The 13,540-nt window shown below is 64.3% G+C and carries 17 protein-coding genes; 9 read left to right on the top strand and 8 right to left on the bottom strand.

Going from position 1 to position 13,540, the window contains the following annotated elements:
- Window positions 1-49 precede the first annotated feature (49 nt).
- The 3 genes from ACE3QM_RS18175 to ACE3QM_RS18185 all read right to left on the bottom strand — a co-directional run bounded on the left by ACE3QM_RS18175 (window position 50) and on the right by ACE3QM_RS18185 (window position 2,560).
- On the bottom strand, window positions 50-1,144 hold the full coding sequence (locus ACE3QM_RS18175; protein WP_374423845.1) for an SGNH/GDSL hydrolase family protein: 1,095 nt from the start codon (window positions 1,142-1,144) through the stop codon (window positions 50-52).
- 116 nt (window positions 1,145-1,260) lie between these two features.
- Window positions 1,261-1,752, bottom strand: coding sequence for a surface-adhesin E family protein (locus ACE3QM_RS18180; RefSeq protein ID WP_156183880.1), 492 nt, complete (start codon window positions 1,750-1,752; stop codon window positions 1,261-1,263).
- A gap of 301 nt (window positions 1,753-2,053) precedes the next feature.
- Window positions 2,054-2,560 (bottom strand): hypothetical protein, encoded by a 507-nt coding sequence (locus ACE3QM_RS18185; protein ID WP_374423847.1) that lies wholly within the window; start codon window positions 2,558-2,560, stop codon window positions 2,054-2,056.
- 223 nt (window positions 2,561-2,783) lie between these two features.
- Between ACE3QM_RS18185 and ACE3QM_RS18190 the strand changes: the two genes are divergently transcribed.
- Entirely contained in the window at window positions 2,784-3,869 is a 1,086-nt protein-coding gene (locus ACE3QM_RS18190; protein WP_374423849.1) for a chitosanase, read from the top strand.
- Between the two features lie 9 nt (window positions 3,870-3,878).
- On the opposite strand, the gene ACE3QM_RS18195 is transcribed toward ACE3QM_RS18190, so the two are convergent.
- Window positions 3,879-4,517, bottom strand: a complete 639-nt coding sequence (locus ACE3QM_RS18195; protein ID WP_374423851.1) for a CHAP domain-containing protein — start codon at window positions 4,515-4,517, stop codon at window positions 3,879-3,881.
- Entirely contained in the window at window positions 4,514-4,885 is a 372-nt protein-coding gene (locus ACE3QM_RS18200) for a hypothetical protein (RefSeq protein WP_374423853.1), read from the bottom strand. The genes ACE3QM_RS18195 and ACE3QM_RS18200 overlap by 4 nt, the downstream gene beginning before the upstream one ends.
- Window positions 4,886-5,047: 162 nt before the next feature.
- Here ACE3QM_RS18200 and ACE3QM_RS18205 point away from each other — a divergent pair, with 162 nt between their 5' ends.
- The 3 genes from ACE3QM_RS18205 (at window position 5,048) to ACE3QM_RS18215 (ending at window position 6,328) form a co-directional block, all read left to right on the top strand.
- Window positions 5,048-5,365, top strand: a complete 318-nt coding sequence (locus ACE3QM_RS18205) for a hypothetical protein (RefSeq protein ID WP_374423855.1) — start codon at window positions 5,048-5,050, stop codon at window positions 5,363-5,365.
- Between the two features lie 167 nt (window positions 5,366-5,532).
- The gene (locus ACE3QM_RS18210; RefSeq protein ID WP_048410303.1) at window positions 5,533-5,901 is read left to right on the top strand and encodes a LecA/PA-IL family lectin; all 369 of its coding nucleotides are present in this window, start codon (window positions 5,533-5,535) and stop codon (window positions 5,899-5,901) included.
- 178 nt (window positions 5,902-6,079) lie between these two features.
- The gene (locus tag ACE3QM_RS18215; RefSeq protein WP_374423857.1) at window positions 6,080-6,328 is read left to right on the top strand and encodes a hypothetical protein; all 249 of its coding nucleotides are present in this window, start codon (window positions 6,080-6,082) and stop codon (window positions 6,326-6,328) included.
- A gap of 31 nt (window positions 6,329-6,359) precedes the next feature.
- Here the strand turns inward: ACE3QM_RS18215 and ACE3QM_RS18220 are convergent, their stop codons facing one another.
- Window positions 6,360-6,740 (bottom strand): DUF4180 domain-containing protein, encoded by a 381-nt coding sequence (locus tag ACE3QM_RS18220; protein WP_053074420.1) that lies wholly within the window; start codon window positions 6,738-6,740, stop codon window positions 6,360-6,362.
- Window positions 6,741-6,904: 164 nt separating this feature from the next.
- Between ACE3QM_RS18220 and ACE3QM_RS18225 the strand changes: the two genes are divergently transcribed.
- Both ACE3QM_RS18225 and ACE3QM_RS18230 read left to right on the top strand, forming a co-directional pair.
- Window positions 6,905-7,129, top strand: coding sequence for a hypothetical protein (locus tag ACE3QM_RS18225; RefSeq protein WP_374423859.1), 225 nt, complete (start codon window positions 6,905-6,907; stop codon window positions 7,127-7,129).
- Window positions 7,107-7,430 carry a low molecular weight protein tyrosine phosphatase family protein gene (locus ACE3QM_RS18230; protein WP_048410300.1) on the top strand — a complete coding sequence of 108 codons (324 nt, stop codon included), beginning with the start codon at window positions 7,107-7,109 and terminating at the stop codon, window positions 7,428-7,430. Before ACE3QM_RS18225 ends, ACE3QM_RS18230 begins: the two co-directional genes overlap by 23 nt.
- Window positions 7,431-7,491: 61 nt before the next feature.
- On the opposite strand, the gene ACE3QM_RS18235 is transcribed toward ACE3QM_RS18230, so the two are convergent.
- Window positions 7,492-8,193: a hypothetical protein gene (locus ACE3QM_RS18235; RefSeq protein ID WP_231461394.1), complete on the bottom strand. Its 702-nt coding sequence runs from the start codon at window positions 8,191-8,193 to the stop codon at window positions 7,492-7,494.
- A gap of 336 nt (window positions 8,194-8,529) precedes the next feature.
- Here ACE3QM_RS18235 and ampH point away from each other — a divergent pair, with 336 nt between their 5' ends.
- The gene (gene ampH, locus ACE3QM_RS18240) at window positions 8,530-9,642 is read left to right on the top strand and encodes a D-alanyl-D-alanine-carboxypeptidase/endopeptidase AmpH (RefSeq protein ID WP_374423863.1); all 1,113 of its coding nucleotides are present in this window, start codon (window positions 8,530-8,532) and stop codon (window positions 9,640-9,642) included.
- 25 nt (window positions 9,643-9,667) lie between these two features.
- On the opposite strand, the gene ACE3QM_RS18245 is transcribed toward ampH, so the two are convergent.
- Window positions 9,668-11,230: an alkaline phosphatase gene (locus tag ACE3QM_RS18245; protein ID WP_374423865.1), complete on the bottom strand. Its 1,563-nt coding sequence runs from the start codon at window positions 11,228-11,230 to the stop codon at window positions 9,668-9,670.
- A 156-nt stretch (window positions 11,231-11,386) separates the two neighbouring features.
- Between ACE3QM_RS18245 and ACE3QM_RS18250 the strand changes: the two genes are divergently transcribed.
- Complete coding sequence (locus ACE3QM_RS18250; RefSeq protein ID WP_053074419.1) at window positions 11,387-12,175, top strand: uracil-DNA glycosylase family protein; 789 nt, start codon at window positions 11,387-11,389, stop codon at window positions 12,173-12,175.
- 17 nt (window positions 12,176-12,192) lie between these two features.
- On the top strand, window positions 12,193-13,515 hold the full coding sequence (locus ACE3QM_RS18255; protein ID WP_374423867.1) for an amidohydrolase family protein: 1,323 nt from the start codon (window positions 12,193-12,195) through the stop codon (window positions 13,513-13,515).
- Window positions 13,516-13,540 lie beyond the last annotated feature (25 nt).

Consider the following 13,540-nt stretch of genomic DNA (forward strand, 5'->3'; position numbering starts at 1 on the left):
ATCCACTTGGCTTTCCTGGCTCTATTGCTCCGGAGATCGTAAACAGGTTCTAAGACGCGTCGGCCGCCCGCCCGTACTGCTCGCGGATGAAGTCCGTCATGTGCGCGGCCAGGATCTGGTGCACCTCCTGGCTGGGGTGCACCTCGTCGTGGAACAGGTGACGGTGCGAGCTGTCCAGCGGCCGCGCGTCGCCGGCGAAGCCGAGCACGCGCGGCAGGTCGATATAGCCCTCATGCTTATTGTGCAGGGTGTCGTACTCCACCTGCTCCGCCAGCTCCATCAGATAATCCAGCTTGGCGCCGATATCGAAGAAGCGGATGGTCACCCCGGCATCCTGGTAACGGGCTTGCAAGCTTCCCACCATCTGGCTCAGTTGCTGGTTATGCCGCTGCGACAAGTCGTGCAGCTTCTCGGCTTCCGCCTGCGGCTGTTTACGCGCATTCACGGTTTTGGACAGATCCGGCGCGCCGGCCACCAGGATATCCTTCACTCCCTTGGCCACCAGCTTGTCCACTTGCTGCTCATATGTCCGGACCACCTTGTCCACATCGGTCTTGCCGAAGGTCATATAGTCGTTGGAACCCAGCGCCAACACCGCCATATCGCCAGGCTTGAAGTCATGCTTGTTGATCTGGCGCTCCATATGGGAAATGAACAGGAAGGTGGGATTCCACTTGGAGTACTTGCCGGCCACCGCGCCACCCTCGGCGTAATTCACCAGCGGTTTGCCCAGGTAGGCCTTGGAGGCCAGGAAATCCGGCCAGGCGAAGCCATTGGTGAAGCGTCCTTCATAATACTGGCCTGAAGACGGCATCACCCCCAGGCTCTTGCTGAGCATGCGGCCCTCGGAATCCGACAGGCTGTCGCCTATCACCACCAGCCGCTGGATATGATCCAGGCGCTTGCCTTCTCCGGCGGCGTCCACCGGCGCCTTGCCCTGCACCAGCTGATTCTTCAACGCCAGCGCGAACAAGGCCTTCTTGTCGAAACCTTCCGAGTCCACCGAGTCCACTCGCGACAAGGTGGCGGCATCATGCCGCCATTGCCGCAGTTGCTTGATCAAGTTGGAAGCCTCGGCAAGCCTAAGCGCTTCGCGCTGGGCGCAGTTTCTCGGCACCAGCAATTTACCGGGAGCGATTCTCATGGCGTGTGATTTCCTGTACGTGATTCAGTGACGCACAGAGTGCCAAACATCAATGGCATGGTCTTGCGCAAAACGATCATGCCAATGACGTGATTGCCTGCCGTGAAAAACGCCGCTCAATGGCCCTTGCCATGCTGAAACGCCAGCTGCTCGCGGACATAACGCCGCTGCTCCAACAGAAATCCCTGTATCCCCTGGCGCATCGCCACCGCCATCTCCGGACGCTGCCGCGGCTTGCAGATATAGGTCCACAGGAAATCCTCCTGCGTATCCGGCTGGATGTCCTCCATCTGAGCCTGTTCGAACGCCTGCTCGCTCGAAGAGCCGTCCACGTCGAAGCGCACCGTCAGCGGCATCGCCAGCAGGCGCTGCTTGCAATGCACCTCGTACAGCGACTGCCGATAAGCGTAAGCCTCCGCCGGCTTGCCACGCTCGAAGCGAGGCGCGCACAAGGCCCAGAACTTGACCGTGCCGTCAGGAGTTTCGGCGATGCTGTCGCTGTCGATGAACAAAGCGCCCTGATCGGGATTGAAATAAGTGAAATCCCAGCTCGAGGCATGGGCAGCGGAAACGAACAAGGCCAAAACCAAGGCAATAACTCTCAACATTATGATTCCCAATATCTTTCCAGCCGCTGCGGCTAAAGTCGCAGCGGTCTGGCATCATACCAGTTCCGGTTTTTTCTTGGGAAATGCCGGCCGCGGCAGCCGCAAACTCGAGCCTGCCGCTGGCGGCTTGCGGAGAAGTGTCTTAGAACCTGTTCAAAGTCTCGCGAGCAAGAGCGAGACAAGGCGAAAACGAGCGAAAAAGCGGAATGTACAGGTGGTACATGAGCATTTTGAGCTCGGTTTCAACGCCGTATCGCTGAAGCGCAGCAGACTTTGAACAGGTTCTTAGAACCTGTTTCCATCACCGCCAATACACCCGCTTGGGCTTCTCCCAGGCGCTCTTGGTCCACACCTTGACGCCGAAGCGGCGGGCCAGCTCCAGCGCATGCTGCTTGTCCTCCTTCCTCAGACGGTGGTAGCGCACCGGGATATCCTTGGAGCCGCAACGCAAAAGCGTCACCCACTGCACTTTCCACAAATGCCGCACCACCACCGCGCTGGGCGCTTGCCGGGTCACGACCCACTCGTCGCCCAGCAGCATCACCCCGTCCACCTGCTCCACCGGCATCGAATGCCAAGCCTCGGCCACCACCCGCCAGCCCACCAGCAGCAAGATGCCGGCGGCCATCATATAGCCGGGCATCTCCCTGCCGTCGCTTTCGCCATTGGCGATGAACAACAGAAAAAAACCCATCAATAGCAAGGGGCTATTCTTCAGCAACAGCCCCGGCAGCAAGGTGCTCACCTCCACCGCCGGCCGCACCGGCAGGCGCGCGCCGACAGCGCCGCGCTTATCATCCTCTTGCAAACCACCCTCCCTCTTCCAAAGCTCGCCGCTGGCCGAGGCCCGACGCGGAAAGCCCGCATTCTGCGATCAAGCCGTGCCCGGCATCAAGTTCGACGCGACCACCTCACACCGCGCAGCCCATTCCATTTGCCAGTGCCGCCCTCTTTCGCCACAAAAAATCATATGGCATTTTCTGCGTTTCAGCGGCGCGGCCCTTCGCCCGCGCGCTCACCTGGAGCATCCCTTGAAATCTCTAGCCATGATATTGAGCCTGGCCGGCTGCGCCTGGCTGACGCTGGCCAGCCACGCGCTGGCGCAAGGCGCGCCCGCCGGCAGCACGCAAAGACAGGCCGCGCGGCTGACGGTCTGCGCCACGCCGTGGAACGCCGCCATCCCCTATCCGGCCGGCAGCGTGACCAGCCATCACGGCGTCAACTTCACCGCCGCTTACTGGACCCAGGGCAACCCGCCGTTCGCCGGCAGCGGCACGGCGGAAATCGGCCAGCCATGGATAGCGGCGGCGCGCTGCGCGCCATCGGCCAAGGCCAAGCCGGCCAGGCCTGACGACAACTTCTCCCCCGCCACGCTGAAATTCCTGCAAGCCAATACCGGCCTGGACGGCGAGCAATGGCACAACATCATGCAACTGGTGAACAAACCGGAACAGGACTCGCTGGACTGGCCCAAGTTCTACGGTTACTGCGAAGACATCGACGATGAGCGCGGCTTCACCATCGGCATCTTCGGCGCCACCACCGGCGGCCCCCGCGATCAGGGGCCGGACGGCCCGGCGCTGTTCAAAGCCTTTGACGCCGCCAGCGGCGCCGGCAACCCTTCCGTCGCCGGCGGCCTGGCGCGCGCCGGCGTGCGCGGCGCCATGCAAGGGCCGGTGCTCAAGATCAGCGACAGTGAAAAAGTGTTCTGCGGCAAGATAGGCGCGCTGCAAAACAACGCCGCCTGGCGCGAGGCGATGTGGCAGACCTTTTACCAGGTCTATATCCGCTACAGCGTGCAACAGGCGCGCCAGCGCGGCTTCAGCAGCGCGCTGACCATAGGCTCCTTCGTCGACACCGCGCTGAACCAGGGCGCCAGCGGCGGCGCGGACAGCTTGCAGGGGCTGCTGTCCCGTTGCGGCGGCGGCGACGAAAAAACCTTTCTAAGCCGTTTCCACGCCGAGCGCAGCAAGGTGGTGGACAGCAATGAATACAATAAGCCGCCCAATGGCAAAAACCGCGTCAAGCAATGGAACACCTTGCTGAACATGGGCGAGACCGATCTGAAAAACGCCGACGCCGCGGTGCAGAAAGTCACCAACTGGAAGCTGAAATAAGCTCGCCGCTCAACCCTGGTCCGCCGGCGGGATGGCTTCGGCCGGCGCCGAGGCCTCCGGCGCGCGGCGCAGCCAGCCCAATACCCGCTGATGCCCCACGCGCGGCACGCCTTGCTCCATGAGCAAGGGCAGCCGCTCGCGGGCATCACCGAACGGGCCGGGGTTCTGCTGAATGATCTCGATGAAATCCGGCCCGATCCGGCTGACGATGGCGACATGGCCATAGCGGTTGAAAACCCAGGGCGCAAACACGATCAGGTCCTCTTCCCGCGGCGCGTCGCCGTCGCCATTGCGGTATTGCAGCAGGCCGCGCTCGGGATTGAGCGCGCCATTGTCCAGCCGGGGCAGGAAGAAGTCCCGGGCATGGCCCTTGTCCTGCGGCATTTTGTGGCCGAAGCGCTGATGGTAATAGCGTTTGACGAACTCCACGCACTGATAGCGCAAGCCCAGGTTGTAGCCATCCGGCGCCAGATTGCGCCCTTCCACATTCTGCACCCCGCCGTTGTAATACACGGCGACGCCGTTGAAGGCGTCCACCGGCTCGCCAACCGCGCGCGCCCAGTTGCTGTTCAGATGGGTGGCCGCCCAGTAAGCAGCGCTCAGCAGCGCCAGCAGCGCCAGCGCCGCCTTGCCCTTGCCCAGCTTCATCGCGGTTCGGCCTCGGCTTTGACTTGCCCGTCCAGCCAATCATCCAGATGGCAGGATTCGCCGGAGCGGATCGCGTCCATCCCTTGCACCAGCAAGGCCGGCTTGCCATTCCGCTCCGCGAATTCGCCCAAGACCCGGGCCGAGGTGAGCGCCTTGCCCTCCAGCGCCGCCGGCGACACGCCGGGCCACGCCGTCAATGGCTGGCCCTCCGGGCTCAGCAATTGATAGACAGGCTTGCCCATGCTGCAGCGGGTCAGACGCAAGCCCCCTTCATGCACGCTCAACATGCCGATATAGAGATCCGCCGCCAGCGCGGCAAACGGCATCAGCGCGCCAAGCACCGCCAGCATAGACTTTCGCGGAAACATGCTTTTCTCCTTGCGGCCGCCATCGGGATCGGCGGCCAAAAAATCGATCGGCATGTTAACAGTTGCCACCGTTATCGGCCAGCCGCAAGCGGAGGGCGGCTAGCCGCCGCCGGCCGCTCTTGCTATATTGGCGGCCTTCCCATAGCCACACCCGCGCCGCCCATGTCCATCCGCGTCCCACTCCTACTCGCCAGCCTGGCGCTGGCCGGCTGCAAGCCGCAGGCGATGCAGGCCAGCTATCACTGCGCCGACAACAGCCGCTTCCACTTCAGCCGCCAAAGCCAGACCGTTGAATTGATCCGCGGCGAACAGCGTTTCCAGGGCTATATGGACGAACGCGGCCTGCTGACCTGGCCGCGCGACGCAGCCGGTAAGGCGCTGCCGGACAGCTTTTTCATCATCCGCAAACAGCCGGACGAGATGAAGCTCTACGGCGGCTTTGCCGGCACCGGCCTCGCCTGCAAGCTCGACAAGCGCTGATCCCCGGCGGCAATCGCGGTTGCCCTATCCCAATGGCCAGCAGAAAAAGCCGTCCCAGCCAACTTTAATGAAATAAGCATATAAAGTGACAGCGGGCGAATGCCGGCGGTCACGCGGACACCCTGCGCCGATATGCGTTCTCTCAAACGATTATCAGGAGATTCATCATGGCTTGGACCGGCACTGTCGCAGCGAACAACCCGAACGGGGAACCCACCAGCATCACCTACAACCCGGGCGATTTGATCACCATCGTGGCTTCCGGCTGGGCCGGCTATGGCCCGCAACCCAACTGGGGCCCGCAGGGCGACAAGAACCAACCCAACCAAGGCCTGGTCTGCGGTGATGCCTACTGCGGCGCGCTGGTGATGAAGATCGGCAATAGCGGCTTCATCCCGGTCAATACCGGCCTGTTCCGCTGGAAAGCGCCGGCCAATGCCCAGGGCCAGATCACCTTGTATTACAACGATGTGCCCACTACCTACGGCAATAACTCCGGCTCCTTCCAGGTGAGCATAGGCAAAGACGCGGTCTGATCGCCCTCCGCCAGCCGACAGCCCCGCGATGGAGCTGTCGGCATTTCCTCCGATTGACGCTCCCGCCCACCACTGCTACCTTGCCCTTGGTGCTGAACACACCGACACACACTAGCGGCGACCCACGCCCGACAGACGTGGAATCTTGATCCATAGGCTTTGTATAGGAGCGATCTCCATGGATACCCGTCCCGCTTGCTCTCCCCATCTTTCCAAACTCGAAACCACCGACGCGCTGGCCAACGGCCTGGACGCGCTCAATCTGCTGCGCCCGCTGCTGTTGAGCATGCGGCAACAGCTGGCCAATCCTCAGCCCAATCTGGGTCAGCTTGATGGCTTGTGCCAAGCGGCCAGCTGGATAGCCGACGAATACCACAACTATCTGGAAGCGCTGCGGCAAGACGAAGCCCGCCGCACCAACAACTAAACCCACGGCCAAGTGGCCGGCGGCTCGGCGTTCAATGCTGCGCCGCCAGCCACGTCAACGCCGCCTCCCGCTCGTCAAAGGCGCGGAACTGGCGCCCGTGGCGCGCTTCGCGCAGATATTCGCCAAAGCGCTCGCCATGCGCGTTGCCGTCGGCGAACACCCCGGCCACCGCGATGCGGTAATTGACCAGCTTCTGGATGAATTCGCCGGCAAAACGGCTGCTCAGCTCGAAAAAATCCGCTGGCAGCGCGTCTTCCAGCAGCAGCAAACGCGGCGCGTCGTGCTCGCCGCACAGCGCCACCAACTCCAGCGCCTGCTCCAGGCGCTGCACGCCGGCGCGGCATTCGATCAAGCCGGTCTGTTGGATCGTGAGCAATTCGGCCTGCAAGGGCCGAGGCGCGGGCTTGGACATGGCATGCTTTCATTTGGTGATGAAAATACGCCAAATTATGCCACCGACATTGCAGGAGAAACAAGCGTGTCCGCTTGCATCCTTACGGCATTTATTGAATAATTTCGCCCTATTCCCGACGTGTTATCGCGGCTGCTGAACCCGATCAATACGCTGGAACCATCATGAGCCATCCCGACACTCGCGCGCTGCGCCGTCATCTGAACTTCTTCAAGCAAGCCGGCAAGCGCACTCCCTCCGACTGGCCGCTGGAAAAGAACTGGAAGCATTTATATACCCGCCAGGTCAAACTGAACCGAGCGCGCCAACTGCGCATCGACTACCCCACGCGCAGCATGCGCCAACGCATCAACGAGGATTACGGCGATGAATTGGCTGTTTATCTGTAGCCGCAATCAATGGCGCAGCCCCACCGCGGAGGCGCTGTTCCGCCGTCATCCGCACATCCAGGCGCGCTCCGCCGGCACCAGCCCCAATGCGCGCAAGACCGTCTCCGCCGCTGACTTGCGCTGGGCGGACGCGGTGTTCGTGATGGAGGGCAAGCATCGCCAGCGGCTGCTGGCGCAGTTTGGCCGCTTGTTGGAGCACAAGCCGCTGCATGTGCTGGAGATCCCGGACGACTATCCCTATATGGACCCGGAGCTGATGGAGCTGCTGGAGCAATCGCTGGCGCCCCATCTGCCCGGCTGACACGCGCCAAGAACAAGGGCGGGCCTCCTTCCGGAGCCCGCCCTGTCTCATTGCCGCGCGGTCACAGGGTCTGGAAGTAGAAGCGGTAATCCCCCTGGCCAAACAGCATCGCCATGCTGGTCAGATTGCTATTCGCCGGCGTGCCCACCAGGGTCAGCACCGGAATTGAATCGTGACCGTATTGATAGGCCTGGGTCTGCGGGTTGTAGCCGAACTGATAGAAGGTATCCACGCTGCCCACCTTGAAGGCGTACAAACGATAGGTGCTGCCGTCGAACAACATGGACCAGCGGTGGAAGTCCGTGTCCGGCGGCGCGCCGGTGACATTCAGCGTGGGGATGGAGTTATAGCCGTACTCGTAGTGGTTGGTGGCGCGATTGAAGCCGAACTGGTACAGCACCGTGGGTGCGCCCAGCCGCCGCAAATACAGCCGGTAGGTGCGGGTGCTGCTGTCGTAGAGCATGGCCAGGCTGCTGGCGTCCGCGTCCGGCGGCGCGCCGGTGATCTTCAGCTCCGGAATGGAGTGATAGCCGTACTCGTACTTGGACGTGGCCGGATTGAACGCGGCCTGGTACAAGGTGTCCGCGCTGCTGCCCTTGAAGCAGTACAGCCGGTAATACTCGCCGTCGTTGAGCATGGCCCAGCGCGCCCAATTGGTATCGTTGGGCATGTTGACGACCGCCATATTGGGTATGGAGCCGCCATAGGCGAATTTATACGTGCTGGTATTGGGCACATAGGCAAACTGATTGACTGATGACATGACGCTTTCCTCCGGTTGGGGCATTCCCTTGCGCACGGGCGCAACTTGCCCGGCATGGGCAAATCGTTCGAACGGATGGAGAACCACTAGGTCGTCGATCAGGGGCGGGCACCTTGGCAGGCGAGGCGGGGCCGATAATGGCGGCGATAGGGACTTCATCGACTAGCCAGTAATAGCATCTCGAAACCCGGGCACGCCTGTACTTTTGGCCTGGGTCGGCCGCCATGGTTACAGTTGTTACATATTGCGCGCTATGCCCCCCTCAGCGCCGCCCATAGAATACACGCCGTCGATAGCGCCGCCGGCGCGCCGCCTCACCCAAGGGAAACACAATAAATGAGAACAAAAGGATTCATCGGCCTAGCCCTGACCGCCCTGCCGGCGCTGAGCCAGGCCGCCATGCCCGTCGCCCAACTGAATCAGCACGCCGAGCGGATATTCAAGGACAGCCAGGCGGTGGGCATGGTGATGGTGGTGGTGGACAAGCAAGGCGCCCAACAGCGCTTCTACGGCGAAACCCGGCCCGGCAGCCGCCGCGCGCCGGACGCCGACTCGCTATTGCGCATCGCCAGCCTCAGCAAGCTGATGACCAGCGAGGTGCTGGCCTCGCTGGCCTTGCAAAACCGCTTGAAACTGGATGACCCCTTGCTGAAGTACGCGCCGGCGGGCGCCAGGCTGCCCAAATCCCTGAACGGCCAGCCCATCACCCTGCTGCACCTTGCCACGCATACCAGCGGTTTCCCGCGCGAGCTGCCCGGCGTCAAGCCGCGTGACACGCCGGTATTCGTCTGGCCGGACCAGCAGCAGCGCTGGCGCTGGCTGGCCAAGACCAAGGCCGGCTTCGCGCCGGGGCAGAACGCGCAATACTCCAATCTGGCTTACGACTACCTGGCCGACGCGCTGGCCAGCGCCGGCGGCAAACCCTATCCGGTCCTGTTGCGGGAAACCGTGACCGCGCCGCTGGCGATGAAGGACACCACCTTCAGCCCCAGCGCCTCCCAGTGTGCGCGCCTGCTGCGCGGCGTGGAAACCAGCCCCTGCGTCAACACCAGCGCGGCCATAGGCAGCGGCGGCGTCTACTCCACCGCCGCCGACATGCAGCGCTGGCTGCAAGACCTGGTGCGGCCGCAGAACGAGCAGCGCAAGCGCCTGTACCAGCAAACCTTCCAGATGCGCTATCAGCGCAATGAGCTGCGCAGCGTCGCCGGCATGGACGTGCCCGGCAAGGCCGACGCGCTGGGTCTGGGCTGGGTGGCGATGCGCGAACAGCCGGACCCGCGGCCCTTCCTGCAAAAAACCGCCGGCGGCGGTGGTTTCTTCAGCTATGTCGCCATCGATCCCGAACGCCAGACCGCGGTATGGGTGGCGCTGACCCGTGGCAAGCAGACGCGTTACCAGGCCATGAGCGACGGCGTCAATCAGCTGCTGCTGGCGCTGAACCGGCCGTAACAAGCTGTTCAAAGCCTGCCGTGCTTCAGGCCGGCGCCAGTTCCTGGGTGAACAGCGTCTGCCCGGCCACGTCCTTCAGCCGCACCGTCATCGCGCGGCTGTGGGCGTCGATGTCCACCTGGCCGAAGAATTGCAGGCCGGCCAGCGGCGACAGGTTCTGCGCTTCCGGCGCTTTCTGGTACACCACCTTGGGGCCGAACGTCATGTCCAGCGCATTGGGGCCGAAGGTGCCGGCGTTGAGCGGGCCGGAGACGAATTCCCAGAACGGGTTGAAGTCGGCGAAGGCGGCGCGCTCCGGGTGGTAATGGTGGGCGGCGGTGTAATGCACGTCGGCGGTGAACCAGACCACGTTGCGGATATCGCGGCGCTTGATCTCGCGCAGCAGCCAGGCCAGCTCCAGTTCGCGCCCCAGCGGCCGGCCGTGGTCGCCGTTGGCCATCGCTTCCCAGCGCGGGCTGCCGTCCGCGTTGTTGCCATCGCCCACTTGCAGGCCCAAGGGCATGTCCGCCATCACCGCCTTCCACTGCGCCGTTGACGCTTGCAAACCCTCCAGCAGCCATTGCAGCTGCGCCCGGCCCATGAAGTCCGCGCCCGACTCGCCTTCGCGCTGCAGATTGGCGCCGTTGGCGCCGCGATAGCTGCGCATGTCCAGCACGTACACGTCCAGCAATGGACCCTGCGGCAGATGGCGGTAGACCCGTTCGTCCTCGCGATTGCCATGGAGCCGCAGCGGCGCGTAGTCGAGAAAGGCGCGCGTGGCGCGCGCCTGCAGCACGCCGATGTTTTTTTCGCGGTAACGCGGATCGGCGGACAGGTCTTTGCCGTCCGACCAGTTGTTGACCACTTCGTGATCGTCCCATTGCCAGATCTGCGGCACTTCGGCGGCGAAACGCCGCACATTGGCGTCCATCAGATTGTAGCGATAGCGGCCGCGGTATTCGTCCAGCGTCTCCGCCACCTTGCTCACTTCCGGCGTCAGCAGATTGCGCCAGATCTTGCCGCCCTCCACCGCCACCTCGGCCGCCATCGGGCCGTCGGCATAAATGGTGTCGCCGCAGTGAACGAAGAAATCCGGCCGTTGCCGGCGCATGGTTTCATAAATGCGCATGCCGCCCCAGTCCGGATTGATGCCATAGCCCTGGCCGGCGGTGTCGCCGGACCAGACGAAGCGCAGATCGCGCGCCGCCAGCGGCGCGGTGCGGAAGCGGCCGAGCACCGGCTCGGACAGCGCGCGCGGCTGGGCGGCGTCCTCGTAGCGCACCCGCAGGAATAATTGTTCGCCGGCCGGCAGGCCGCGCAAATCCACGCGCGCGGTGAAGTCGCTGGCCTCGGTGGCCCACGGCCCGCGCAGCAGTTGGGGCGCGGCGAAGCGTTCGCTGCGGTCCCATTCCACCAGCAGCCGCGCGGTGCGGTCCGCGCGCGCCCAGACGATGGCGCGGTCCGCGCCCACATCGCCGATCTGGATGCCGGAGCCGATGACAGGCCGCTGCTTGTCCGAGACGATGACGGCCGGCGCGGCCAGGACCGGCGCGGCCAGCAGCAGCCCCCCGCTGGCGAGCGAAGTTTTCAGAAAGCGGCGGCGGTCCATGGCGTTCTCCTTGTCGGCTGGCACACAAAATGCCCAGCATGCCGTTCCAAGATGACGCGGCGATGTAGCGCTAGCGGATTTCACGTATTTCCTTCACGCGCTTGCTCGCATATACCTCAAACCAAGCCGCGCCACGCGGTTTTCGAGGAGACGCACATGCGCTGGGACCCCGGACCGCCGCCCTCTTTCGCCACGCTGTTCGAGCAAGCGCCGCTGGCCAGCTACCAGGCGCTACCGGCCAAGTTCCGCCTGGAATGGGGGCCTATCTATTACCGCGGCCGCCTGGACGGCAGCGCCAGGCTGCTCATCGTCGGGCAAGACCCATCCGCCGACGAAAACCTGGTGCGCCGGGCCATGGTGGGCACCGCCGGCCAGCGGGTGCAGGGTTTGCTGCGCAAGCTGGGCCTGGACCACGGCTACGTGATCGTCAACGCCAGCTTGTATAGCATCTATGGTCAGTTCGACGCCGAGATGGCGGGCTTCATGGATCAGGCCGCGGTGCGCGCCTGGCGCAACCGCTTGCTGGATCAACTGGCGCAGCCCGGCCTGCAGGCCGTGGTCGGCTTTGGCAAGGCGGCGGCTAAGGTGCTCGACGACTGGCCGGGCGCGGCCGCGTTCAAGGCCGCGCAGCGGCTGTTTCAGGCGCAGCACCCCACCGCGCGCGCGCCGGCCGCCCTGCTCAAGTCCTGGAACCAGACGCTGGCCGCCTTGGCGCCGCTGCTGACGCCGGACCCAGGCGTCACGCCGGATCCGTCGCCCTATCCGCTGAGCGGATTCCGCGAGCAGGACCTGGCGCGGATTCCGGCGGCGGACCTGCCGTTCGGCATGCCGGCCTGGCTGGGACAGGGCGATATGGCCACGCGGCTGATCAAGGGCCAGGCCAAGCTGAAAACCCCTGCCGCCAACGCCGCCATTCTGTGGACGGCGCAGGCGGATCAGGGTTGAACACGGGAGCGATCAAGATGAACCCCATGCCCTGGCTGCTGAGCGCCGCGCTGCTGTCCCACCCCGCCGCCGCTGAACTGTCCGTCACCCCGGGAACCGGCGGACAACTGGTGATTCGCGGCCGACTGGCCTTGCCGGAACAAGAGCTGGACGGCCGCCTGGTGCTGGCGGGCGACCGCATCGTCTGCGCCGGCGCGGACTGCGCGGAACCGGCCGACGCCACCGTGCTGCAAGTGAACGACGGCCTCATCCTCCCCGGCTTCATCGACGCCCACAACCACGTGGCCTACAACGCGCTACCCAAGTGGGCGCCGCCCAAGCGCTACCAGAACCGCGCTCAATGGCAGCGCGCCGCCGCCTACAAGGCGTTCAAGCGCCCCTACGACCAACTGAAGCGCAGCGGCCTGAGCTGCGAGATGGTGAAATACGGCGAGGCCAAGGCCTTGCTCAGCGGCATCACCACCATTCAAGGCTCGCCCGCCGGCCGCTGTCTGCAAGGCTTGGTCCGCAATGCGGAAAACCCGCAGTCCGGCCTGCCGGTGTCCTCCGCCCATGTGCGCACCTTCATTCTGGATGTCGGCGGCGCGCCCAAGATAGACTGGAACGCCACCGACGCCTTCCTGATCCACGTGGCCGAAGGCGTGGACGCCGCCGCGCTGGCCGAGTTCGCCACGCTCAAGTCCAAGGGCTTGCTCACCGCCGGCACCGCGATCATCCACGGCACGGCTTTTGGCGACGAGGAGTTCCGCCAGATGGGCGCGGTGGGCAGCAAACTGATCTGGTCGCCGCAAAGCAATCTGGCGCTATACGGCCAGACCACCCGTGTCGACCTGGCCCTGCGCCACGGCGTGCCGGTGTCGCTGGGCGTGGATTGGAATCCCACCGGCAGCGACAATCTGTTCGATGAATTACGGGTGGCGGATCGCGTCAACCGCGAGCAGTTCGCCGGCGCGATTGCCGAACAGGACTGGCTGACCATGATCACCCGCCATCCCTCTCAGGCACTGGCGCTGGATTCATACATAGGCGCGCTGCGCGCCGGCCTGAAGGCCGATATCGTCATTCTGTCCGGCGCCCGGGCCAGCGTCGGTCAGACGCTGCTGAACGCCAGGCTGCGCGACGTAGCTGCGGTACTGGTGGATGGCCGCCTGCTCTACGGCGACCGCGACGCGATGACGGCCGCCGGCCGCGCCGACTGCGACGCGCTGACGGTGGACGGCGCGCCCAAGCTGCTGTGCATGCGAACACCGGGGGTGCCCAAAGGCGGCCAGCGGCTGGACGAAGTCCGCGCCGCGCTGCTCAAGGTCTACCCCGGCGTCGCGCCGCTGGCCGCGCCTTGAACGTGTTCCGCCGCGCCGCCAAACC

This window comes from Chromobacterium sp. (genome assembly GCF_041912965.1).
Lineage (GTDB): Bacteria > Pseudomonadota > Gammaproteobacteria > Burkholderiales > Chromobacteriaceae > Chromobacterium > Chromobacterium aquaticum.